Raw genomic sequence first — 22,356 nt, 5'->3', positions numbered from 1 at the left:
CGTGGCGACACTCTTTATTGCGGATCTGCATCTGCAAACAGAAGAACCGGCGATAACCGCCGGTTTTCTGCGTTTTTTACGCGGTGAAGCGAAAAGCGCCGACGCGCTGTACATCCTGGGCGATCTGTTTGAAGCCTGGATTGGCGACGACGATCCTAACCCGCTGCATCGTGAAATGGCTGCCGCCATTAAAACGCTGGTAGATTCCGGCGTCCCCTGCTACTTCATTCACGGCAACCGTGATTTCCTGCTCGGTAAGCGCTATGCCCGCGAAAGCGGTATGACGCTGCTGCCGGAAGAGCAGGTGCTCGATCTCTATGGCCGCAAGGTGCTGATCATGCACGGCGACACGCTCTGCACCGACGATACCGGCTACCTGGCGTTTCGCGCCAAGGTCCACACCCCGTGGATCCAGAAGGTGTTCCTTGCCCTGCCGCTGTTTATCCGCAACCGCATCGCCGCCAGAATGCGTGCGGGCAGCAAAGCCGCCAACAGCAGCAAATCCCTGACCATCATGGACGTCAACCCGCAAGCTGTGGTGAGCGTGATGGAAAAGCATGGCGTTCAGTGGCTGATCCACGGTCATACCCATCGCCCTGACGTGCATTCTCTGAGCGCCAACGGTGAACCGGCCCATCGCGTGGTATTGGGCGCATGGCATACTGAGGGTTCGATGGTCAAAGTCACTCCCGACGGTGTCGAACTGATCGCTTTTCCGTTTTAACGTTTTCTCGTCGTTTCGCTTGTTTCTCAGCCACGCAACCGTTTTCCTTGCCCGTATAACATGCTATTCTCTGTGCCCTCGAAAGCAGTGTGTTTCGCACCACAGGAGTTTTAAGACGCATGTCTTCCCGCAATAATCCGGCGCGTGTCGCCATCGTGATGGGGTCCAAAAGCGACTGGGCTACCATGCAGTTCGCCGCCGAAATCTTTGAAATCCTGAATGTTCCGCACCACGTTGAAGTGGTTTCCGCACACCGTACGCCGGACAAACTGTTCAGCTTCGCCGAAAGCGCCGAAGAGAACGGGTATGAGGTGATTATTGCCGGTGCGGGCGGCGCAGCACATCTGCCGGGCATGATTGCCGCCAAAACGCTGGTGCCGGTTCTGGGCGTCCCTGTTCAAAGCGCCGCGTTAAGCGGTGTCGATAGCCTCTACTCCATCGTCCAGATGCCGCGCGGTATTCCTGTCGGTACGCTGGCAATTGGCAAAGCGGGCGCGGCGAACGCCGCCCTGCTGGCCGCGCAAATTCTTGCAACGCACGACAAAGATTTACACCAGCGCCTGGCGGAGTGGCGTAAAGCCCAGACCGACGAGGTGCTGGATAACCCGGACCCGCGGGGTGCGGCATGAAGCAGGTTTGCGTCCTCGGCAACGGCCAGCTGGGCCGCATGCTGCATCAGGCCGGCGAACCGTTGGGGATTGCCGTCTGGCCCGTCGGGCTGGACGCCGAGCCGGAAGCGGTGCCGTTCCATCAGAGCGTAATCACCGCCGAAATTGAACGCTGGCCGGAAACCGCCCTGACCCGCGAGCTGGCGCGCCATAACGCCTTTGTGAACCGCGACGTGTTCCCGATCATTGCCGACCGTCTGACGCAGAAGCAGCTGTTCGACAAGCTGGGCCTCGCAACCGCCCCGTGGCAGCTGTTGTCTGATAAAAGCGAGTGGAATGACGTCTTCGCCATGCTGGGCGAGCTGGCGATTGTGAAGCGCCGCGTGGGTGGCTACGACGGTCGCGGCCAGTGGCGCCTGCGCGCAGGCGACACCGCCGAGCTGCCGGACGACTGCTACGGCGAGTGCATCGTTGAGCAGGGCATCAACTTCAGCGGCGAAGTGTCGCTGGTTGGCGCACGCGGGCACGATGGCCGCACGGTGTTTTACCCGCTGACGCATAACCTGCATCAGGACGGCATTCTGCGCACCAGCGTCGCCTTCCCGCAGGCCAATGCCGACCAGCAGGCGCAGGCGGAAGAGATGCTTTCTGCCATCATGCACGAGCTGGGCTACGTGGGCGTGATGGCGATGGAGTGCTTCGTCACGCCGTCGGGCCTGCTGATCAACGAGCTGGCGCCGCGCGTGCACAACAGCGGCCACTGGACGCAAAACGGCGCCTCTATCAGCCAGTTCGAACTGCACCTGCGTGCCATCACCGACCTGCCGCTGCCACAGCCCGTCGTTAACAGCCCGTCGGTGATGATCAACCTGATCGGGACCGAACTGAACTACGACTGGCTGAAGCTGCCGCTGGTGCATCTGCACTGGTATGACAAAGAGGTTCGCGCGGGTCGTAAAGTGGGTCATCTCAACCTGAACGACAGCGATACCGACCGCCTGAGCGCCACCCTGGAGGCGATCGTTCCTCTCCTGCCGCCAGAATACGCGAGCGGAATTGTCTGGGCACAGTCAAAGCTCAAGTAAGACATCTGCGCCGGGGAGTTGACCTTCCCCTTCCCCGGCGTACAATCCCCGCCCATTGCTGCTGAGTTTTCTTCTGGAATCACCATGAACGATGGAACGGACTATCGCGCGATCCTCGCGTCTGATACCCCTTTAATCGACGTTCGCGCGCCGATCGAATTTGCCCAGGGTGCGATGCCCGCCGCACTCAACCTGCCCTTAATGAACGACGACGAGCGTGCCGCCGTCGGTACCTGCTACAAGCGCCAGGGACCCGACGCCGCGCTGGCGCTCGGCCATAGCCTGGTGAGCGGCGAGACGCGGGCGGCGCGCATTAACGCCTGGCGCGAAGCCAGCCTTGCGCACCCCGAGGGCTATCTCTGCTGCGCGCGCGGCGGTCAGCGCTCGCATATCTCTCAGGCCTGGCTGAAAGAGGCTGGCATCGACTACCCGCTGATCCGCGGCGGCTATAAGGCCCTGCGCCAGACGGCGATTCAGGTCACCATTGAGCAGTCGCAAAAGCCGATGGTGCTTATTGGCGGCTGTACCGGCAACGGTAAAACGCTGCTGGTGAAGCAGCACGCACAGGGCATCGATCTGGAAGGGCTGGCGCACCATCGCGGCTCGTCGTTTGGCCGCACGCTTACGCCGCAGCTTTCCCAGGCGAGCTTCGAGAACCACCTTGCGGTTGAGCTATTGAAAAAAGACGCCGCGCGCTGGGTGCTGGAGGACGAGGGCCGGATGATTGGCTCCAACCACCTGCCGGAGTGCCTGCGCGACCGCATGGTTGACGCCCCTATCGTTGTCGTCGAAGACCCGTTTGAAACCCGACTTGAGCGCCTGCGCGAAGAGTATTTTGACCACATGTGGGCGGATTTTTCTGCCGCGTACGGTGAGGAGGCGGGCTGGAAGGAGTACAGCGAGTACCTGCACCACGGCCTGTTTGCCATTCGCCGTCGGCTTGGGCTACAGCGTTTTGCGGAATTTACGGCGCTGCTGGACGCGGCTCTTGCCGAACAACAGCGAACGGGCAGCACCGACGCGCACTTCAGCTGGCTTGTACCGCTGCTGAAGGACTATTACGACCCGATGTACGGCTATCAGCTGGAGAAGAAAGCGGAGAAGATTGTCTATCGCGGGACGTTCGCAGAAATTGCCGAGTGGCTTAATCGCTAAAAAAAGCCGGGTGGCGAGGTAAAAGCAAAACGGCAACCTGGGTTGCCGTTTATAATGTTTTTTCCCTCTCCCCGTGGGAGAGGGTCAGGGTGAGGGCATCAGGCCGCACCCTACATGACACCTTAGAAGTCGTAACGCAGACGCACCAGGTTCATGTCGCCCAGGTTGTCGGTGCTGGAGGTGAACACGTGTTCGTAATCCACGCGGAAACCGTAATCCAGCTGGAAGCTGATACCCACGCCGTTGTCGATGCGCTGGTAGTTACGGCCGTTCACGTACTCGATGCGGTCACCCATGAAGTAAGGCTGGATGGATTTCACCGCGTACTGACCGATTGGGAATTTGTACCCTGCGAAGTATTCAATACCCCACGCGTCGCCCGCAAAGTAGTCGTTAACAGACACTTTTTTGGTGGTCAGGAAGTTCTGGTACCAGCCGCCGCCAGCGGAGAAGGTCCAGTTGTCCGGCGTCCAGCTCAGCGCGGTACCAACAATATTCTGGTCGTAGGATTTGCTGTCGCCGTTGTCCGGGTTACGCATGTCGGCGCGTGTGTAGTTCCACGCAGCGCCCCAGGTCAGATCGGTGGTCAGGTGGTAATCGATACCCAGTGAGCCGCCGCCTTTACGCTTGTAGCGCAGGCCGTTGCCCGGCAGGTATTCGCTGTCTTCAAACAGGTAGGATGCATAGATGTCCGCATCGCCCACGGTTTTCTTATATTTCAGCATCTGGCGTGAACGGTAAGAGCCGTCGTAGTCGCCGTTGATCCCGTTACCCGGCGCCTGGCCGATCATGTCGTAGTCCCAGATATCGGTTTTCGCGCCCACCACATCATAGTACACGCTGTTCTGCTGGCCGAAGGTCAGCGTACCCCAGGTATCGCTCTTCAGGCCGGTGTAGAGCATACGGCGTGAGGTGTCGTGCGCGCCGTCGGCGTAGTGGTTATCCCAGTTAAACTGCGCCGGAACGTTCACCCCCAGCTCGTAGTAGCTGATCCAGCTGATGTCATCGAACAGGTAGTAGTCTGCCGCGAAACGGAAGCGGGTACCGCCGTCAAAGCCGTTACGCTTGTAGCCGTTTTTGCCGTCATCGCCGGTCATGTTCTGGAACTGAGGACGAATGCTGCCGCCAACGGTGAAGTTCAGGCGGCTCAGCGGGTTACCCGCCTGAGGATCCTGCTTAAGTACGGTGATTTCTGCCTGAGATGCAAAAGTAGTCAATGCCACTGCCGCGCCGATCGTTGCCGCCAGCGCTGATTTTTTTATAGTCATTATTTTTCCTTAATAGACACGCTGCTAAATATTTAGCTGGTGAATATTAACCGGAAATTTTCGGGCTGTGTGGGCGGGTTTTTAATGTTTTGTGCTACTAAATGCGTTGGCATTATCACTTTGTGCTATTTAAGCATTACGCACCGGCATAAAAACCGGTGCGTAATTATTACCATGCCAAATCAATTCACAAACTGCCGGAACAGGGCCTTGCCCTTTAACAATCGCGCCCCGAGCCAGCCCCCGCAGAGGGAGAGCAGCACCGCGCCGCAGAGAGGGAGTACTAGCCAGAGACGCCAGTCAGGCTCCCACGGGAAGTCGAAGACCTTTGTCTGCAGCACCGCCAGCGCCGTCTCCGCGCCAATCGCCGCGACCAGACCCGCCACCAGCCCAAGCAGCGCAAACTCGCTCCAGAGCGTCGCCCGCAGCAGCCGCTTACCCGCACCGAGCGTGCGGTAGACTATCAGTTCCTGATGACGCTGGCGCATGCCCACCTGCACCTGCGCCAGCAGCAGCAATATGCCGCAGATTGTCACCAGCACCACCATCACCTCCAGCGCGCGGCTCACCTGCTCCAGCACCTGCCCGACCTGTTTGAGGATCGCGCCAATATCCAGCAGGCTCACCGTCGGGAACTCCCGGTTAAGCTGCGTCAGCATGCCGTTGCCGTTTTCCCAGCGGAAGCTGGTCAGCCAGCTCTGCGGCTGCCCGTCCAGCGCGCCCGGCGGGAAGATGAAGAAGAAGTTTGGCCGCAGGCTTTCCCAGTCCACTTTACGGAGGCTGGTGACTTTGGCGGTAAAATCCTGGGTATCACCGGTGAAGGTCACGCTGTCCCCGAGCTTCACGTTCAGGCGCGTCGCCAGCCCCTCTTCCATCGACACCTCTCCCGCTTTCGGCGGCCAGGTACCGGCGGTAATCGGGTTATGGTCGGGACGTTTCTCCTGCCAGGTCAGGTTGAGTTCGCGGTTAAGCGACTCGTCCTTGTTCCCCTCGGTTGACTGGCCGTTGATCTGCGTCAGACGCGCACGGACGATGGGATAGAACGACTCGGGGATAATGTGATGCTCCGACAGGAAGCCCTTCAGCGGCGTCACCTGTTCCGGTGCGATGTTGATCAGGAAATAGTTCGGGCTTTCCGGCGGAAGCTGCTGCTGCCAGCGATCCAGCAGATCTCCGCGAAGCACGAGAAGCAGCGCCAGCAGCATAAACGACAGCGAAAAGGCCGACAGCTGGCTGAGCGTTGACCAGGGCTGATGCAGCAGGCGGTTGACCGCCAGCCGCACCGGCAGGGATTTTACCGTCAGCCTTTTCAGGACGTTGAGCAGTATCCAGCCCAGCACGCCGCACAGCAGCGCCAGTACCACCGCGCCGGCCAGCACGGCCCACAGCAGGGTGCTGCCGCCCATCAGCCAGGCCAGCAGCCCGACCGCAACAGCAATAATCGCCGGAAGATAGAACTTCAGCGGCCAGACGTTCGCTACCACATCATTGCGCAGCACCCGCAGCGGCTGCGTCGCGAGCAGCAGGCGGTACGGGCGCAGCCCCACCAGCACCGAGATCACCGTCATCGCGCCCATCGCCCACAGCCACGGCCAGAGGCTTGCCGGGGGCAAAGCGGCCGGCAGCACCGGTTTCAGCATCACCATCAGCAGTTTTTCAAACAGCAGGCCTATTATTCCGCCGGTGAGCGCAGAGAGGGCCAGCAGCATCAGCCACTGGCCGACGATCAGCTTGCGCAGCTGCGCCCGCCCCGCGCCGAGGGTTTTAAGGATCGCCACCAGGTCGTAGCGGCTGCGGCAGTAGTGCCCCATCGCCACGGCAACCGCCGCCACCGCCAGCAGCAGGGTTAACAGCGCCGACAGTAGCAGGAACTGTTGGGAACGTTCGAGGGATTTGCCGAGCGCCCCTTCGTCCTGCTCCAGCCCGTACCAGCGGTGTTCCGGCTTGAGCTGCGGCAGAAGCCATTTTTCATACGCCTCCAGCTGCGCGGGCGTGCCGCCAAACTTGTAGCGCCAGGTGACGCGACTTCCCGGCTGGACGGCGTTGGTTTTCGAGACATCGGCGGTGTTCATCAGCAGGCGCGGCGCGAGCTGGAACGGGTTAAAGCCGGAGTCGGGCTCCTGCACCACTTCCCCGGCGATTTTCAGCGTGGCATCACCAACGTCAATACTGTCGCCGGGCTTCAGGTTAAGAAGCGCCATCAGACGCGAGGCCAGCAATACCGTGCCGGGCGTCGGCTTTAGCCCCGGCGGGCTGGTTTGTAATTCCCCGTACATCGGGTAGATGTCGTCCACGGCCTTGACGCTGGCGAGCTGCGGGGTGTCCCCCGCGAAGGTCATGGTCTGGAAGGTGAGCTGCTCCCCCACCTTTAGCCCTTCCTTGCGCGCTTCCTCAATCCAGCCAGGCGGCACAGGACGCGAGCTTTGCAGCGCCCGGTCCCCGGCCATAAATTCGCGGCTCTGCTGGCTGAGCCCTTTTTCCATACGGTCGCTGACGCTGCCGAGCGCCAGCACGCAGGCCACCGCCAGACTTAACGCCAGCCAGACAATCAGCAGCGAGGGCGAGCGCCATTCGCGCCAGAACCAGCGGGCGATCATGCTTCCTCCTGAAGAATACCGTTCACCAGCCGCAGGCGGCGGTCGCAGCGGGCGGCCAGCTGCGGATCGTGGGTCACGAGGATCAGCGTGGTGCCATGTTCGCGGTTAAGCGAAAACAGCAGATCAGCAATTTTGTCGCCGGTTTTACGGTCAAGGTTGCCGGTGGGTTCATCGGCAAACAGCACTTCCGGGCGGCCGTTAAACGCCCGCGCCAGCGCCACGCGCTGCTGCTCGCCGCCGGAAAGCTGTGCCGGAAGGTGGTCGAGGCGCTTGCCCAGGCCGAGCTGTTCCAGCAGCGCCTTCGCATGCGTGCGGCTTTCGCGGCTCTTTTCGCCGCGCAGCAGCGCCGGGAGCTCGACGTTTTCCAGCGCGTTCAGGGTCGGGATCAGCATAAAAGACTGAAAGACAAAACCGATATGCCGCGCGCGCAGCGCGGCTCGCGCCTCTTCATCAAGCTGGTGCAGCGGTTGCCCGACCAGGTGGACTTCGCCGCTGCTGCCGTCGTCCAGACCGGCCAGAATCGCCAGCAGCGTAGACTTGCCGGAACCGGATTCGCCAATCAGCGCGATGGTTTCGGCGCGTTTGACAACGAGTTCAACTCCGGTAAGGATTGAAAGCTCCTGCTCCCCCTGACCGACGGACTTCTTAAGACGATGAACTTCAACACTGTTTTCCGCTGGCATTTGCCCTTCCTGTTTTTGATGCTGATGACCTTCCGCGCGGCGGCAACGGACACGTTACTGATTCTTGGCGACAGCCTGAGCGCGGGCTACCGCATGGCGGCCAGCGCGGCCTGGCCGGCTCTGCTCAATGACAAATGGCAAAGCAAGACGACCGTTATCAACGGCAGCATCAGCGGCGATACCTCGCAGCAGGGTCTGTCGCGCCTGCCTGCGCTGCTCAAGCAGCATCAGCCGCGCTGGGTGCTGGTTGAGCTTGGCGGTAATGACGGCCTGCGTGGCTTCCAGCCTCAGCAAACCGAGCAAACGCTGCGCACCATTTTACGGGACATCAAGGCGGCAAACGCCCAGCCGCTGCTGATGCAAATTCGCCTGCCCGCCAACTACGGTCGTCGGTATAATGAGGCCTTTAGCGCGATCTACCCTAAGCTTGCCAAAGAGTTTGATATTCCGCTCCTGCCATTTTTCATGGAAGAGGTCTATCTCAAACCCCAGTGGATGCAGGACGACGGTATCCACCCCAATCGCGATGCGCAGCCGTTTATTGCCGACTGGATGGCAACGCGGCTGGCTCCTTTAGTTAAACATGACTCGTAATTCAGCGGAGTTCCTGACAGGTAAAGTTATGCAAAAATCGGTCTTAATTACAGGATGTTCCAGCGGAATCGGCCTTGAGAGCGCGCTTGAACTAAAGCGCCAGGGATTCAGGGTGCTGGCAGCGTGCCGCAAGCCTGACGATGTCGAGCGCATGAACGGGCTGGGCTTTACCGGCATACAGCTGGATATGGACTCGCCGGAGAGCGTTGAACGCGCCGCCGACGAGGTGATAGCCCTGACCGAAGGCCGTCTGTACGGTCTCTTTAATAATGCCGGTTACGGCGTGTATGGCCCGCTGGATACGCTCTCGCGCGAAACGCTGGAGAAGCAGTTTTCAACCAATTTCTTTGGCGTCCATCAGCTCACCATGCGTCTGCTCCCGGCCATGCTGCCGCACGGCGAAGGGCGCATCGTGATGACATCGTCAGTGATGGGGCTGATTTCCACCCCGGGCCGCGGCGCCTACGCCGCCAGCAAATATGCGCTGGAAGCCTGGTCCGACGCCCTGCGCATGGAGCTGCGCCACAGCGGCATCAAGGTCAGCCTGATTGAACCCGGCCCGATCCGCACCCGCTTTACCGAAAACGTGAACCAGACCCAGGCGGACAAGCCGGTCGAAAACCCCGGCATCGCCGCACGTTTTACCCTCGGGCCAGAGGCGGTGGTTGCCAAAGTGCGCCATGCTTTTGAGAGCGAGCATCCCAAAATGCGCTATCCGGTGACGCTGGTCACCCATGCCGTCGGCTGGTTAAAGCGCCTGCTGCCGGGCAGGATAATGGACAAAATTTTGCACGGCTGAGTTGAAGCGACGACGCTCATCCCCATGTAAAGAGTAAACCGACAAAAGAGAAAGCCGCATGTCCGTACAGAATATCGTCAATATTACAGAAGCAAACCTGCAACAGGTCCTCGAACAGTCGATGGCTAAACCGGTGCTGTTCTACTTCTGGTCTGAGCGCAGCCAGCACTGTCTGCAGCTGACGCCGGTGCTGGAAAGCCTTGCCGCGCAGTACAACGGTCAGTTCATTCTGGCGAAACTGGATTGTGACGCCGAACCGATGGTGGCGTCGCAGTTTGGTCTGCGCGCCATTCCAACCGTTTATCTGTTCCAGAACGGGCAGCCTGTCGATGGCTTCCAGGGCCCCCAGCCGGAAGAGGCGATTCGCGCCCTGCTGGATAAAGTGCTGCCGCGCGAAGAAGAGCTGAAAGCGCAGGAAGCGATGGCGCTGATGCAGGAAGGCAAATACGACGAGGCGCTGCCGCTGCTGAAAGAGGCGTGGCAGCTGTCGAACCAGGACAGCCAGATCGGCCTGCTGCTGGCGGAAACGCAGATCGCCCTGCACCGTTCAGAAGACGCGGAAGCCGTGCTCAAGACGGTACCAATGCAGGATCAGGATACCCGCTATCAGGGGCTGGTGGCGCAGATTGAGCTGCTGAAGCAGGCGGCGGACACCCCGGAAATTCAGCAGCTGCAGCAGCAGGTGGCCGACAACCCGGCGGATGCCGCGCTGGCAAGCCAGCTGGCGCTCCAGCTGCATCAGGTGGGACGTAACGAAGAGGCGCTGGAGCTGCTGTTCAGCCACCTGCAGAAAGATCTGGCTGCCGCAGACGGTCAGGCGCGCAAGATGTTCCAGGAGATCCTGGCCGCGCTGGGCACCGGAGACGCGCTGGCGTCGAAGTATCGTCGTCAGTTGTACGCGCTGCTCTACTAACAAAAAATGCCCGGTGGCGCTAACGCTTACCGGGCCTACAAAAACCGATATTACCCCGTCTTTTTCAACTGCGTCACCACCAGCTGGTGGCGCGGGTTGTAGAACTTCCGATAGGTCAGGTAGCAGGCAATGATGGTGGACAGGCTCGCCGTGGAAAGCAGCATAAACGTCACCATGATCTGATACTTAATCGCTTTTACCGGATCGATACCGGCAAAGATCAGCCCCGACATCATGCCCGGCAGGCTCACCAGCCCCACCGTTTTGGCAGAATCCACTGTCGGGATCAGCGATGAGCGAATGCTCTCGCGAATCAGCCGCGCTGAAGCCACTTTTGGCGTCGCCCCCAGGCTTAACTTCTCCTGCAGCTGCTGCTGTTCACTGCTGAAACGCTGGCCGAGGTTGTTGTAGCACAGGCCAACGGCCACCATGGCGTTTCCCGCAATCATCCCGGAGATAGGGATCACCTGCATCGGCGTAAACTCAATCGAGCCAGAGAGCACCAGCACCGCCAGGGTGAGCGCCGTCCCGGTGGTAATCGCGATAAATGACGAGATAAACGCCTTATCAATATATTTACTGCGTTTCTGCGCGTTCCACGCCGCGTTAAAGCAGATGAAGAGCACCATCAGCAGCGTCAGCACCGCGTGGTTGACGTTGAAAATATACTTCAGCACATAGCCGACGATGATGAGCTGAACCACCGCGCGGCAGATACTCCAGACAATATCTTTTTCCAGGCCCAGCTTTTCCCGGTAGCTGACGACGATAGCAATCAGCACCAGCACCATCGAAAACGCCAGAGATTCATTGGTAATGTTATGCTCACCCACGGTTGGCCTCCTGCATTTTCCCGCCGTGCGGCTGGAGCGTAATCACGTCATCCGCATGGGTAATTTCGTTTGAGTCGTGCGTCACCCACAGCACGGCAATATTCTGCTCGCGGGCGTAACGATGAATAATCTCGTTGACGTTGCGTTTGTTGGCATCATCGAGCGCGCTGGTGATCTCATCCAGCAGCAATACCTTCGGTAAGAACTGCAGATTACGGATCAGCGAGACGCGCTGCTTTTCGCCGCCCGAGAGCTCACTGATGGATTTGGTCAGCGTCTCCTTCGCCAGGCCAAAACGGGCCAGATCGTCGATGAATTTTTCCGGCTCCGGCGTTTTATTGCGGATTTGCCACGGAAAAATCAGGTTATCAAAAACCGTGTCGCCAAAAAGCACGGGCGTTTGGACGCAATAAGAGACCTGCTGGCGATAGCTTTCCGGGGAAAGTGACGCAATATCCTGCCCTTCAAACAGAATGGTTCCCTCCGTTGGGCTCAGCAGAGAGGCCACGATCTTCAGTAAGGTGCTTTTACCGCAGCCTGACGGCCCCGTTATCAGCTTGAACTCACCGGGAGAAAGGTTAAACCCGACATGCTGAAGGATCGTGTTATTTGCGACACGAAAGCCGACGTCCTTTATCTGCAAAACTGCATTTTCGTTGTTCATATTTTTTCCAGTAACTCCTGAGCGTAATTAGCATAATCCGTGCCGCACGTTCGTCACAACGCGTTTTAGCGCCCCCTTTCGCCACCAAGACTTCCGATTGTGTTTACCGTGCATTCATTAGACATGCTTTACACTTTCGCTTTACAGTTTACGCCGTGACCTTAGCGACACTTCCGTATCCCTGGTTTAGAACATTCGTTAAAGTGGTGTTAAGCTCTGCCCGCAACACAATAAGGAAGTACAAGAATGTCTAATATTCACACTTTTTATGAGTTTTCTGAACTTGAACCCGGCGTGAAAACCATCGATCAGCTTCTTGCTGCCATTGCTTCAGAATCCGTTACGGCTTATGTGTTCGGGGGAGAGCTTGTCCGGTTCGTTAAGGGCCTGCTGAAGATGAAGCCGGTCATTCAGCTGAAGAATTGCCGCTTTGCGTTTGATAACGGCACTCGCTTCGTTGAAATCGACGGCAGAGGGAATGTCAAAGAGTTCGAGCCGGGCAAGGTTCCGGCCTGGTTCCAGTCTCCCGGTGAGTTTGCCCGCGGCCAGTGGCTGGTCAACCATGATTTTGCGGACCTGATGACGCCGGAATTTATCCGCGCGTTTATTGAGCGCTTCCCGGACGTAAGCAAACGACGCGAACACGCGAACCTGCTGTTCGATCTGCAGCTCAATAAGCTGGCGCCCGCGCAGCCCGCGGCGAAAAAGACAGGCAACGTTCAGGGCAAAACGACCAAACCCAAAGTCACCGATCTGCAGTCTTTCGAACTCTTCAGCCAGTTTTATGCGCGTATGAAAACGGCAGTCTGTGCAGACCAGTTCCCGACGCTGCAAATTCTGACGGGACACGACGCCGTCAACGACGCGCCCACCTCTCTGAAGGGCGCGGTTCGCACCTGGTTCAAAGGGATCACCGGTCAGCTTCCGCCGAACAACAAGCGCGTGGGCGCGGGCAATGCGGAACTGTTCTGCGCGCCGATCCGCGAGCAGCTGCGCCAGGTCGAAGAGATTGGGCTGGAGACCTTCTATCACGGCCTGTCGAAAGCCATCGCCGATGCGGGTGACGATGCGCTGATCGCTGACTTTACCTACAGCTACCACTAACGCTCTGCCCCGCCCGTCGGACGGGGCGAATTTTAGCCCATTAGCCGATATACTTACGAATAGCAAACACGCGCTTTTTCTCATCAAAGCATGCAAAACAGGAGGTTTTTATGCTCATCGTTGTTCCCGTCCTTATATTCGTCGCGCTGGTTATCGTGGGCGCAGGTGTCAAAATTGTCCCTCAGGGTTACCAGTGGACCGTCGAGCGCTTCGGCCGCTATACCAACACGCTGCAGCCCGGCCTGAGCCTGATTGTTCCGTTCATGGACCGGATCGGCCGCAAGATCAACATGATGGAGCAGGTGCTGGATATCCCCTCTCAGGAAGTGATCTCCAAAGATAACGCCAACGTTACCATTGATGCCGTCTGCTTTATTCAGGTGATTGATGCGCCGAAAGCGGCCTATGAGGTGAGCAACCTGGAGCTGGCGATCGTCAACCTGACGATGACCAACATCCGTACCGTGCTCGGCTCGATGGAGCTGGACGAAATGCTCTCCCAGCGCGACAGCATCAATACCCGCCTGCTGCACATTGTTGACGAGGCAACGAACCCGTGGGGGATCAAAGTCACCCGTATTGAGATCCGCGACGTGCGCCCACCGGCAGAGCTGATCGCCTCCATGAACGCGCAGATGAAGGCCGAGCGTACCAAGCGTGCCTATATTCTGGAAGCCGAAGGGGTCCGTCAGGCGGAGATCCTCAAAGCGGAAGGGGAAAAACAGTCGCAGATCCTGAAAGCCGAAGGCGACCGTCAGTCCGCGTTCTTACAGGCGGAAGCGCGTGAACGTTCCGCAGAAGCGGAAGCCCGTGCGACACAGATGGTCTCCGAGGCGATTGCCGCCGGAGATATCCAGGCCGTGAACTACTTCGTGGCGCAAAAATATACCGATGCGCTGAAAGAGATCGGCTCCGCGAACAACAGCAAAGTGGTGATGATGCCCCTGGACGCCAGCAGCCTGATGGGCTCTATCGCGGGGATCGCCGAACTGATCAAAGACAGCGGAAACGAGCGTAAAAAATGATTGAGCTCATCGTTGCACATCCTCATGCCTTCTGGCTAAGCCTCGGTGGCTTATTGCTGGCGGCGGAGATGCTTGGCGGCAACGGCTACCTGCTCTGGAGCGGTGTTGCCGCAGTCATTACGGGCCTGCTGGTCTGGATCCTTCCTCTGGGCTGGGCGTGGCAGGGCGCGCTGTTTGCCGTGTTGACGCTGGTTGCCGCCTGGCTGTGGTGGCGCTGGCTTAACCGTCAGGTCAAAGAGCAGAAACCGCTGGACGCGCATCTTAACCAGCGCGGACAGCAAATTGTCGGCAAGCGCTTTACGCTCGACGCCGCGCTGGTGAACGGGCGCGGGCACATGCGCGTGGGCGACAGCTCGTGGCCGGTGGTGGCCGACGACGACCTCAGTGCCGGAACGCAGGTTGAGGTCATTGCGGTGGAAGGGATTACGCTGCGGGTAAAAGCCTGCTAGACGTGGGTTTTGCGATGGCAGCAGCCGGCAAGATTATCAATAATCGGGCAGTCGGCGCTGTCATCACCCGGACAGGATTCCGCCAGCTGCAGCAGCTGTTCGCGCATCGCCTGTAGCTCGATAATGTGGCGCTCGATCTCCGCCACTTTTTCCAGCGTGCGTTTTTTCACGTCCGCGCTGTGGCGCTTCGGATCGTTAAACAGGTTAACCAGCTCGCCGCACTCTTCCAGGTTAAACCCCACCTGTCTTGCCTGGCGCAGCAGCGTCAGTTCATCGAGATGCAGCTGCGTGTAGCTGCGGTAGCCGTTTTCACTGCGCAGCGGTGGCGTTACCAGCCCCTTCTCTTCATAAAAGCGGATCGCCTTGCTGGTTAAGCCGGTTTTTTTTGCCACGTCACTGATATTCACATTTCCCCCTTGACCTTCCCCTTGATGGAAGGTTTAACCTTCATAACAGTTAGCGAAAAGCGTTACTCCGGTCAACAACTGACCAATATATTATACGGGAGTTTTGTTATGTCTCACACTATCGACCTGACGCTGGACGGCCTCTCCTGCGGCCACTGCGTCAAACGCGTTAAAGAAAGCCTGGAACAGCGTCCTGACGTTGAAAGCGCTGAAGTGACCATCGACCATGCCGCCGTGACCGGCAGCGCCAGCGCGGACGCGCTGATTGATACCATTAAACAGGCCGGTTATGGGGCGGAGTTAAGCCACCCAAAGGCTAACCCGCTGGCAGAGTCATCATCCCCGTCGGAAGCGCTGACAGCGGCCACTCCTGAGCTTCCGGCAGCAGATGATATTGATGACAGCCAACAGCTGCTGATCAACGGCATGAGCTGCGCCAGCTGCGTCTCCCGCGTGCAGAACGCCCTGCAGGCGGTACCGGGCGTCGCACAGGCACGGGTCAACCTTGCGGAGCGTACTGCGCTGGTGATGGGCAGTGCCTCCGCCGCAGATTTAGTGCAGGCCGTGGAAAAAGCGGGCTACGGGGCGGAGGCCATCGAAGATGATGCCGAGCGCCGCGAGCGCCAGCAGGAAACGGCTATTGCCACCATGAAGCGCTTCCGCTGGCAGGCGATCGTCGCCCTGCTGGTCGGTATTCCGGTGATGGTGTGGGGCATGATGGGTGACAACATGATGGTCACCGCAGACAACCGCACGCTGTGGCTGGTGATTGGTTTAATTACCCTTGCGGTCATGGTCTTTGCAGGTGGGCATTTTTATACCAGCGCCTGGAAGAGCCTGAAAAACCGCACGGCGACGATGGATACGCTGGTTGCGCTCGGTACCGGCGCGGCGTGGCTTTACTCCATGAGCGTGAACGTCTGGCCCCAGTGGTTCCCGATGGAAGCCCGCCATCTCTATTATGAAGCCAGCGCCATGATTATCGGCCTGATTAACCTGGGCCACATGCTGGAAGCGCGCGCCCGTCAGCGCTCCTCGAAAGCGCTGGAACGCTTGCTCGATTTAACCCCGCCGACGGCCCGCGTGGTCACGGACGATGGGGAAAAAAGCGTCCCGCTGGCGGAGGTACAGCCGGGCATGACGCTGCGCCTGACCACCGGCGACCGGGTGCCCGTCGACGGTGAAATCACCCAGGGCGACGCCTGGCTGGATGAAGCGATGTTGACCGGGGAGCCCATCCCCCAGCAAAAATCACAGGGCGATGCGGTTCATGCCGGTACGGTAGTGCAGGACGGCAGCGTGCTGTTCCGCGCCAGTGCCGTCGGTAGCCACACCACGCTGTCGCGTATTATCCGCATGGTCCGCCAGGCCCAGAGCAGCAAGCCGGAGATTGGCCAGCTTGCTGACAAAATCTCGGCCATTTTTGTGCCGGTAGTGGTCGGCATTGCTCTGCTGAGCGCGGCGATCTGGTATGTCTTCGGCCCGGCACCGCAGATTGTCTACACCCTGGTCATCGCCACCACGGTGTTGATCATCGCCTGTCCGTGCGCTCTTGGTCTGGCGACGCCGATGTCAATTATCTCCGGCGTGGGCCGTGCCGCCGAGTTTGGCGTTCTGGTCCGTGATGCGGATGCCCTGCAGCGGGCGAGCACCCTGGATACGATTGTCTTTGATAAAACCGGCACGCTGACCGAGGGCAAACCGCAGGTAGTGGCCGTGAGCACCGCTGGCATTGCGCAAGAGGACGCGCTGCGCCTTGCCGCCGCGCTGGAGCAGGGCTCCAGCCACCCGCTGGCCCGCGCCATTCTCGATAAGGCGAATGCTTCTGCCCTGCCGCAGGTCAGCAATTTCCGTACTCTACGCGGGCTTGGCGTCAGCGGTGAAGCCGACGGCCACGCGCTGTTGCTGGGTAACCAGGCATTGCTGAATGAAAACGGTGTTGATACGTCCGCGCTGGAAGAAGAGCTGAAAGCACAGGCGTCTCGGGGCACCACCCCGGTTCTGCTGGCGGTGGATGGCAAAGCCGCCGCGCTGCTGGCCGTGCGCGATCCGCTTCGCCAGGACAGCGTGGATGCCTTACAGCGCCTGCACCGCGCGGGCTATCGCCTGGTGATGCTGACCGGGGATAACCCGACCACCGCCAACGCCATCGCGAAAGAGGCCGGTATTGATGAGGTGATTGCGGGCGTGCTGCCGGACGGCAAAGCGGACGCCATCAAGAACCTGCAAAGTCAGGGTCGCCAGGTGGCGATGGTGGGCGACGGCATCAACGACGCCCCGGCGCTGGCCCAGGCGGACGTAGGGATAGCCATGGGTGGCGGGAGCGATGTCGCCATCGAAACCGCGGCCATCACGCTGATGCGCCACAGCCTGATGGGCGTTGCCGACGCCCTGGCCATTTCGAAAGCCACGTTGCGCAACATGAAGCAGAACCTGCTGGGGGCGTTCGTCTATAACTCGCTCGGTATTCCGGTTGCTGCCGGCATTTTGTGGCCGCTGACCGGCACCCTGCTGAATCCGGTGGTTGCGGGTGCGGCGATGGCACTTTCTTCCATTACCGTGGTGAGCAACGCCAACCGTCTGCTGCGGTTTAAACCGAAGGATTGAACCTTGTTCTCGTACGCGCTAGCATGACCCTTTCCGGTCATGGAGCGCGTATGAGTCTGTTTAATCGTATAAAAGCATCGTTTCGCGCCCTCTTTCCCCGCCGCTATGCCTGGCCCGGCCTGGATATCTCGCTTCCCGGCGGGCAACACCTGCACCTGGTCGGCAGCATCCATATGGGCACGCAGGGAATGTCTCCTCTGCCATCCGGTCTGATAAAACGCCTGAAGCGCGCCGACGCGCTGGTCGTCGAGGCGGACATTTCCGGCCACGAGTCGCCGTTTGCCGGGCTTGAAAGCGATCTCCCGCTGGCGGAGCGCCTGAACGACGACCAGCTCGCGGAGCTGAGGCGCGTGGCGGCAGAAACCGGCGTGTCGCTCTCCATGATTGACAACCTGCCGCTGTGGCAAATTGCGATGGTGCTGCAGGCCACGCAGGCGCAGCGTCTGGGCCTGCGCGGTGACTACGGCATTGATTACCAGCTGCTGAACGTGGCGCGGGCGCGCCGTATGCCCATCATCGAGCTGGAAGGGACGGACAGCCAGATTGCGCTCCTGCGCCAGCTTCCTGACGACGGTCTGATGCTGCTGGATGATACCCTGACCCACTGGCACACCAACGCGCGTCTGCTGCAAACCATGATTGGCTGGTGGCTGGATGCGCCGCCCGCGGACGGTAAGCTGGCGCTACCGTCGACGTTCAGTGAATCGCTTTATGATGTGCTGATGAATGCGCGCAACAAAGCCTGGCGAGAGACGCTGCATGCTTTACCTGCGGGGGAGTACGTGGTCGCGGTCGGGGCGCTGCATTTATACGGCGAAGGGAATTTGCCGTCGCTGTTGAAATAAAAAAATGGCCAATATCTCTATTGGCCCGTCAAAGAGGAATTTCATCGTTTTTATTATACCGAAGTGACCTTCGGCTGAGCCGATTGTCGCTCAAAGTGACCATCACTGCCAACACTATTGCGCAAGATGGTGCTATTTTTTAGACAAACGTCAGGCGTATGCTGGCTGCATGAATTGTCTGACGTAAGAAGGATAGCTATGACTCCCGCCGTTAAATTACTCGAAAAAAACAATATTTCTTTCCGGATCCATACCTACGATCATGATCCGAACGAAACCAACTTTGGTGATGAAGTGGTGCGCAAGCTGGGGCTGAACGCTGACCAGGTCTATAAAACGCTGCTGGTCGCAGTGAATGGCGATATGAAGCACCTCGCCGTGGCGGTAACGCCCGTTGCCGGACAGCTCGATCTCAAAAAGGTAGCGAAAGCGCTGGGGGCGAAAAAAGTGGATATGGCGGACCCGATGGTTGCGCAACGCACCACGGGCTATCTGGTGGGCGGGATCAGCCCGCTCGGACAGAAAAAGCGCCTGCCGACGCTGATCGATGCGCCTTCGCAGGAATTTGAGACGATCTATGTTTCGGGCGGTAAACGCGGGCTGGATATTGAACTGGCCGCGGGCGATCTGGCGAAAATGCTGGACGCGAAGTTTGCGGATATTGCGCGCCGGGATTGAGAAAATTGCCCGGTGGCGCTGCGCCTCACCGGGCCTACGATTCGAATGTAGGCCCGGTAAGGCGAAGTCGCCATCCGGCAACACAACCGCACTACTGCCAGCTCACCTCACCTTTCGGCTCATAGGCATTCACGTCAATCGGCGAGTTCTGCTCGATGTACTGCTTCAACACTTCCGCATCAATAAAACCGGTGTTTACGTAGCCCGGTTTATTATCGATGTGCGGATAGCCGTCGCCGCCGGTGGCGTTAAAGCTTAACGTCGCCAGACGGTAGGTTTTCGCAGGGTCTACCGGCTCGCCTTTGATTTTGAGATCGTTGAGCTTGCCGTCCTTCGCCACAAAGCTGACGTTGGCAAACTGCGGATAGGCACCCGAGTCCGGCTTCATCTGCGCCACGGCGGTCAGGTAGTCAACGACCTCTTTCCCGCTCATATCCGCATACACCACCACGTTGCCGAACGGCTGCACCTTCAGCACGTCTTTATAGGTGATGTTTCCGCCTTCGATGGAGTCACGAATGCCGCCGCCGCTCATCACGCCGAAGTCCGCATTCGTGCGCGCCATCTGCGCCGCCAGCACCAGATGGCCCATGTTGGTCTGCACGAAGCGGACTTTACTGCGGTCCCCTTCCAGACGACCGTTCAGCGTGCCGATTTTCACGTCCAGCTGCGCCTTGCCTTTGTTCTGGAACGGCGTCAGCAGGGAGAGCATCTGCTGGTTTTCAGCAATCTCTGGCGTGTAAAGTACGCGCTCGCTTTTCCCGTCCGGGTAGGTGACTTTCTTCTTCAGGTTCACCGGGATAAGCTGATAGCGCACCAGCTTCATCTCACCGTTACGAAACTCAAAGTCCGCCCGACCCACGTATTTACCCCACTCGTGGGCCTGCACAATCCAGATCCCGTTCTGACGATCTGGCGCACACGGCGTGCCCGGCACGTAGTCCACCTGCTTTTTGTTCTCCGACGCCATGCACACCGGATCCTGCGAGTGACCGCCCACAATCATCGCCAGCGAGCCCGCTGGCAGGCTGCGCGCCATCTCCACGTCGCCGGGCGCATTGGAGCCGTGCTCGCCGTTATCGTAGTGTCCCATGTGGGTAGTGGCGATAATCACGTCCGGCTTTTCGTTCTGCTGCAGCTCCTGAATCACCAGCTTCGCTTCGTCTGCCGGTTTGCGGAATTCGATATCGGTGAAGAACTCAGGGTTACCGATTTTTGCCGTATCGTCGGTGGTTAAGCCGATGACCGCGATTTTGAGATCCTGACGCTTAAACAGCGCCCACGGTTTAAACAGAAGTTCGCCGGTGCTTTTCTGGTAAATATTGGCGGAGAGGAACGGGAATTTGGACCATTTCTCCTGCTGGCGCAGCACGCTCAGCGGATTGTCAAACTCGTGGTTGCCAACGGCCATCGCGTCGTAACCGATTAAATTCATGCCGCGGAAATCGGGTTCAGCATCCTGTAAATCCGATTCCGGCACGCCGGTATTAATATCCCCGCCTGAGAGCAACAGCACGCTGCCGCCCTGGGCCGCCACCTCTTTGCGAATGCCGTCCACCAGTGTTTTTTGCGCCGACAGACCATACTCGCCGTATTCACTGCGCCAGAAATGACCGTGATGATCGTTGGTATGCAGAATGGTGATTTTATAGGTTTTATCTTTTTCATACGCCTGCGCGGGCAGGCTTGCCAGGCCCCATGCGGCAATAAGCGCCAGCGCGACGCCCCGCTTCATTAACTTCATCTTCTCTCTCCCTGACCAATAGACAAAGGCAAAAATTACAGTGACTAACAAGAATAGACAAATAAGTTTTCAGAATTGCGACTTTCTTCAAATGTCACGGACGAGTATGTTAGTCGGATAATAATTACTCCCTGCATCTCTAATAACAAATTGACGTGGTATTTATGGCAATCAGTGAATCAACCCAGCCCGCTCCGGGCGCGCCGGCGTCGCGCACCTCTTTTAAAGTTTTAGGCGCAATCAGCCTCTCGCACCTGCTCAACGACATGATCCAGTCGTTAATTCTGGCGATCTACCCGCTGCTGCAGTCCGAATTTTCGTTAACCTTCGTACAGATCGGGATGATCACCCTGACCTTCCAGCTGGCCTCGTCGCTGCTGCAGCCGGTGGTGGGTTACTGGACGGATAAATACCCGATGCCGTGGTCGCTGCCGATAGGCATGTGCTTTACCTTAAGCGGGCTGGTGCTGCTGGCTATGGCAGGCAGTTTTGAAGCGGTTCTGCTCGCCGCCGCGCTGGTGGGGACCGGCTCGTCCGTCTTCCATCCGGAGTCCTCACGCGTGGCGCGTATGGCCTCCGGTGGCCGTCACGGGCTGGCGCAGTCACTCTTCCAGGTAGGGGGCAACTTCGGTAGCTCCCTCGGCCCGCTGCTGGCGGCGGTGATTATCGCCCCGTATGGCAAAGGCAATGTGGCCTGGTTTGTGCTGGCCGCCCTGCTCGCCATTGTCGTGCTGGCACAGATCAGCCGCTGGTACGCCGCCCAGCATCGCGTGAACAAAGGGAAACCTAAAGCGAAGGTTATCAATCCCCTGCCTCGTAATAAGGTCATTCTTGCGGTCTCCGTGCTGCTGGTGCTGATTTTCTCGAAATACTTCTATATGGCGAGCATCAGCAGCTATTACACCTTTTATCTGATGCAAAAATTCGGATTATCGGTACAAAACGCGCAGTTTCACCTGTTTGCTTTCCTCTTCGCGGTGGCCGCAGGAACGGTCATTGGCGGGCCGGTGGGGGATAAAATTGGCCGTAAATATGTCATTTGGGGCTCTATCCTCGGCGTGGCGCCCTTTACCCTCATTTTGCCGTACGCCAGCCTTGAATGGACGGGGATTTTGACCGTGATTATTGGTTTTATCCTCGCCTCCGCGTTTTCCGCCATTCTGGTCTATGCCCAGGAGCTGCTGCCTGGTCGTATCGGTATGGTTTCCGGACTGTTTTTCGGTTTCGCCTTCGGCATGGGCGGGCTGGGTGCAGCGGTATTAGGGATGGTTGCGGATCACACCAGCATCTTCCTGGTTTATAAAATCTGCGCTTTCCTGCCACTTCTTGGGATGTTGACCATATTCCTGCCTGATAACCGCCACAAAGCGTAAATTACGGGCAGCCAAAGTTTGACTTTGGCTGCCTGACAGCCTGATGCCATAAGGGTTTCTTCTTTCTCCTCTTGCGTAATTTATCAAAATGCGCTTTTTTACGCGCATATTGCTGTTTTATTCAAACTTCAACAATTATTCATAAACATAAGGGTAAAAATTGTCATAAACTATTACCTGGCTTTTTGGTATTCACGCCAA

The 22,356-nt window shown here is 58.6% G+C and carries 21 protein-coding genes; 14 read left to right on the top strand and 7 right to left on the bottom strand.

All coding sequences use genetic code 11. The features are described 5' to 3' along the window. The first annotated feature begins 1 nt into the window (after position 1). From lpxH to mnmH, 4 genes are all read left to right on the top strand, one after another. Positions 2–724, top strand: a complete 723-nt coding sequence (gene lpxH / locus IM313_RS07355) for a UDP-2,3-diacylglucosamine diphosphatase (protein WP_041911038.1) — start codon at positions 2–4, stop codon at positions 722–724. Between the two features lie 119 nt (positions 725–843). Continuing rightward, a complete protein-coding gene (gene purE, locus IM313_RS07350) occupies positions 844–1,353 on the top strand; it encodes a 5-(carboxyamino)imidazole ribonucleotide mutase (protein ID WP_006809824.1) in 510 nt (169 codons plus the stop codon). Continuing rightward, complete coding sequence (purK, locus tag IM313_RS07345) at positions 1,350–2,417, top strand: 5-(carboxyamino)imidazole ribonucleotide synthase (RefSeq protein WP_192971459.1); 1,068 nt, start codon at positions 1,350–1,352, stop codon at positions 2,415–2,417. The genes purE and purK overlap by 4 nt, the downstream gene beginning before the upstream one ends. Positions 2,418–2,501: 84 nt before the next feature. Further along, positions 2,502–3,572, top strand: coding sequence for a tRNA 2-selenouridine(34) synthase MnmH (gene mnmH / locus IM313_RS07340; RefSeq protein WP_059357447.1), 1,071 nt, complete (start codon positions 2,502–2,504; stop codon positions 3,570–3,572). Between the two features lie 122 nt (positions 3,573–3,694). Here the strand turns inward: mnmH and IM313_RS07335 are convergent, their stop codons facing one another. The 3 genes from IM313_RS07335 to ybbA form a co-directional block, all read right to left on the bottom strand. Next, positions 3,695–4,840 (bottom strand): porin, encoded by a 1,146-nt coding sequence (locus IM313_RS07335; protein WP_192971460.1) that lies wholly within the window; start codon positions 4,838–4,840, stop codon positions 3,695–3,697. Positions 4,841–5,022: 182 nt separating this feature from the next. Further along, positions 5,023–7,437, bottom strand: coding sequence for a putative ABC transporter permease subunit YbbP (gene ybbP, locus IM313_RS07330; protein WP_192971461.1), 2,415 nt, complete (start codon positions 7,435–7,437; stop codon positions 5,023–5,025). After that, entirely contained in the window at positions 7,434–8,120 is a 687-nt protein-coding gene (gene ybbA / locus IM313_RS07325; protein WP_041912055.1) for a putative ABC transporter ATP-binding protein YbbA, read from the bottom strand. Before ybbA ends, ybbP begins: the two co-directional genes overlap by 4 nt. Between ybbA and tesA the strand changes: the two genes are divergently transcribed. Genes tesA through IM313_RS07310 form a run of 3 tightly spaced genes read left to right on the top strand, consistent with a single transcriptional unit; the run spans position 8,091 to position 10,426 of the window. Further along, complete coding sequence (gene tesA / locus IM313_RS07320) at positions 8,091–8,714, top strand: multifunctional acyl-CoA thioesterase I/protease I/lysophospholipase L1 (protein WP_192971462.1); 624 nt, start codon at positions 8,091–8,093, stop codon at positions 8,712–8,714. The two genes, ybbA and tesA, sit on opposite strands and share 30 nt — an antisense overlap. Continuing rightward, positions 8,704–9,513 carry an SDR family oxidoreductase gene (locus tag IM313_RS07315; RefSeq protein WP_102863616.1) on the top strand — a complete coding sequence of 270 codons (810 nt, stop codon included), beginning with the start codon at positions 8,704–8,706 and terminating at the stop codon, positions 9,511–9,513. The genes tesA and IM313_RS07315 overlap by 11 nt, the downstream gene beginning before the upstream one ends. Positions 9,514–9,571: 58 nt before the next feature. Beyond that, on the top strand, positions 9,572–10,426 hold the full coding sequence (locus IM313_RS07310; protein WP_049137546.1) for a co-chaperone YbbN: 855 nt from the start codon (positions 9,572–9,574) through the stop codon (positions 10,424–10,426). 50 nt (positions 10,427–10,476) lie between these two features. Here IM313_RS07310 and fetB read toward each other — a convergent pair whose 3' ends face one another. Then, positions 10,477–11,259 (bottom strand): iron export ABC transporter permease subunit FetB, encoded by a 783-nt coding sequence (gene fetB / locus IM313_RS07305; RefSeq protein WP_045260704.1) that lies wholly within the window; start codon positions 11,257–11,259, stop codon positions 10,477–10,479. Further along, a complete protein-coding gene (gene fetA / locus IM313_RS07300) occupies positions 11,252–11,923 on the bottom strand; it encodes an iron ABC transporter ATP-binding protein FetA (RefSeq protein WP_028012209.1) in 672 nt (223 codons plus the stop codon). The genes fetB and fetA overlap by 8 nt, the downstream gene beginning before the upstream one ends. 246 nt (positions 11,924–12,169) lie before the next feature. Between fetA and IM313_RS07295 the strand changes: the two genes are divergently transcribed. The 3 genes from IM313_RS07295 to IM313_RS07285 all read left to right on the top strand — a co-directional run bounded on the left by IM313_RS07295 (position 12,170) and on the right by IM313_RS07285 (position 14,501). Further along, positions 12,170–13,027, top strand: a complete 858-nt coding sequence (locus tag IM313_RS07295) for a hypothetical protein (RefSeq protein WP_041911048.1) — start codon at positions 12,170–12,172, stop codon at positions 13,025–13,027. Positions 13,028–13,137: 110 nt separating this feature from the next. Beyond that, entirely contained in the window at positions 13,138–14,052 is a 915-nt protein-coding gene (locus IM313_RS07290) for an SPFH domain-containing protein (protein ID WP_008499312.1), read from the top strand. After that, positions 14,049–14,501 (top strand): NfeD family protein, encoded by a 453-nt coding sequence (locus IM313_RS07285; protein ID WP_028012207.1) that lies wholly within the window; start codon positions 14,049–14,051, stop codon positions 14,499–14,501. Before IM313_RS07290 ends, IM313_RS07285 begins: the two co-directional genes overlap by 4 nt. Here IM313_RS07285 and cueR read toward each other — a convergent pair. Beyond that, the gene (gene cueR, locus IM313_RS07280; RefSeq protein WP_028012206.1) at positions 14,498–14,908 is read right to left on the bottom strand and encodes a Cu(I)-responsive transcriptional regulator; all 411 of its coding nucleotides are present in this window, start codon (positions 14,906–14,908) and stop codon (positions 14,498–14,500) included. The genes IM313_RS07285 and cueR overlap by 4 nt on opposite strands. A 108-nt stretch (positions 14,909–15,016) precedes the next feature. Between cueR and copA the strand changes: the two genes are divergently transcribed. The 3 genes from copA (at position 15,017) to ybaK (ending at position 19,038) form a co-directional block, all read left to right on the top strand. Next, complete coding sequence (gene copA, locus IM313_RS07275; protein WP_192971463.1) at positions 15,017–17,515, top strand: copper-exporting P-type ATPase CopA; 2,499 nt, start codon at positions 15,017–15,019, stop codon at positions 17,513–17,515. A 50-nt stretch (positions 17,516–17,565) separates the two neighbouring features. Further along, positions 17,566–18,360, top strand: coding sequence for a TraB/GumN family protein (locus IM313_RS07270; RefSeq protein WP_049000966.1), 795 nt, complete (start codon positions 17,566–17,568; stop codon positions 18,358–18,360). A 198-nt stretch (positions 18,361–18,558) separates the two neighbouring features. Continuing rightward, positions 18,559–19,038 (top strand): Cys-tRNA(Pro)/Cys-tRNA(Cys) deacylase YbaK, encoded by a 480-nt coding sequence (gene ybaK / locus IM313_RS07265; protein ID WP_192971464.1) that lies wholly within the window; start codon positions 18,559–18,561, stop codon positions 19,036–19,038. A gap of 91 nt (positions 19,039–19,129) precedes the next feature. Here ybaK and ushA read toward each other — a convergent pair whose 3' ends face one another. Then, on the bottom strand, positions 19,130–20,782 hold the full coding sequence (gene ushA, locus IM313_RS07260) for a bifunctional UDP-sugar hydrolase/5'-nucleotidase UshA (RefSeq protein ID WP_192971465.1): 1,653 nt from the start codon (positions 20,780–20,782) through the stop codon (positions 19,130–19,132). A 164-nt stretch (positions 20,783–20,946) separates the two neighbouring features. On the opposite strand from ushA, the gene IM313_RS07255 reads away from it, so the two are divergent. Further along, the gene (locus IM313_RS07255) at positions 20,947–22,155 is read left to right on the top strand and encodes an MFS transporter (protein WP_028012201.1); all 1,209 of its coding nucleotides are present in this window, start codon (positions 20,947–20,949) and stop codon (positions 22,153–22,155) included. Positions 22,156–22,356: the final 201 nt, after the last annotated feature.

This window comes from Enterobacter cloacae complex sp. P2B (assembly GCF_014895985.1).
GTDB lineage: Bacteria > Pseudomonadota > Gammaproteobacteria > Enterobacterales > Enterobacteriaceae > Enterobacter > Enterobacter bugandensis.
The sequence above is the reverse complement of the archived record's forward strand: the minus strand, read 5'-3'. Positions and strand labels throughout refer to the sequence as shown.

Excerpts from the sequence above, each read along its gene's own strand:
- fetA (WP_028012209.1), bottom strand. The coding sequence starts at position 11,923 with ATGAACAACGAAAATGCAGTTTTGCAGATAAAGGACGTCGGCTTTCGT.
- ushA (WP_192971465.1), bottom strand. The coding sequence starts at position 20,782 with ATGAAGTTAATGAAGCGGGGCGTCGCGCTGGCGCTTATTGCCGCATGG.
- copA (WP_192971463.1), top strand. The coding sequence starts at position 15,017 with ATGTCTCACACTATCGACCTGACGCTGGACGGCCTCTCCTGCGGCCAC.
- mnmH (WP_059357447.1), top strand. The coding sequence starts at position 2,502 with ATGAACGATGGAACGGACTATCGCGCGATCCTCGCGTCTGATACCCCT.
- IM313_RS07295 (WP_041911048.1), top strand. The coding sequence starts at position 12,170 with ATGTCTAATATTCACACTTTTTATGAGTTTTCTGAACTTGAACCCGGC.
- ybaK (WP_192971464.1), top strand. The coding sequence starts at position 18,559 with ATGACTCCCGCCGTTAAATTACTCGAAAAAAACAATATTTCTTTCCGG.
- tesA (WP_192971462.1), top strand. The coding sequence starts at position 8,091 with ATGAACTTCAACACTGTTTTCCGCTGGCATTTGCCCTTCCTGTTTTTG.
- ybbP (WP_192971461.1), bottom strand. The coding sequence starts at position 7,437 with ATGATCGCCCGCTGGTTCTGGCGCGAATGGCGCTCGCCCTCGCTGCTG.
- ybbA (WP_041912055.1), bottom strand. The coding sequence starts at position 8,120 with ATGCCAGCGGAAAACAGTGTTGAAGTTCATCGTCTTAAGAAGTCCGTC.
- IM313_RS07315 (WP_102863616.1), top strand. The coding sequence starts at position 8,704 with ATGACTCGTAATTCAGCGGAGTTCCTGACAGGTAAAGTTATGCAAAAA.
- IM313_RS07310 (WP_049137546.1), top strand. The coding sequence starts at position 9,572 with ATGTCCGTACAGAATATCGTCAATATTACAGAAGCAAACCTGCAACAG.
- purK (WP_192971459.1), top strand. The coding sequence starts at position 1,350 with ATGAAGCAGGTTTGCGTCCTCGGCAACGGCCAGCTGGGCCGCATGCTG.
- purE (WP_006809824.1), top strand. The coding sequence starts at position 844 with ATGTCTTCCCGCAATAATCCGGCGCGTGTCGCCATCGTGATGGGGTCC.
- IM313_RS07270 (WP_049000966.1), top strand. The coding sequence starts at position 17,566 with ATGAGTCTGTTTAATCGTATAAAAGCATCGTTTCGCGCCCTCTTTCCC.
- IM313_RS07285 (WP_028012207.1), top strand. The coding sequence starts at position 14,049 with ATGATTGAGCTCATCGTTGCACATCCTCATGCCTTCTGGCTAAGCCTC.
- IM313_RS07335 (WP_192971460.1), bottom strand. The coding sequence starts at position 4,840 with ATGACTATAAAAAAATCAGCGCTGGCGGCAACGATCGGCGCGGCAGTG.
- IM313_RS07255 (WP_028012201.1), top strand. The coding sequence starts at position 20,947 with ATGGCAATCAGTGAATCAACCCAGCCCGCTCCGGGCGCGCCGGCGTCG.
- IM313_RS07290 (WP_008499312.1), top strand. The coding sequence starts at position 13,138 with ATGCTCATCGTTGTTCCCGTCCTTATATTCGTCGCGCTGGTTATCGTG.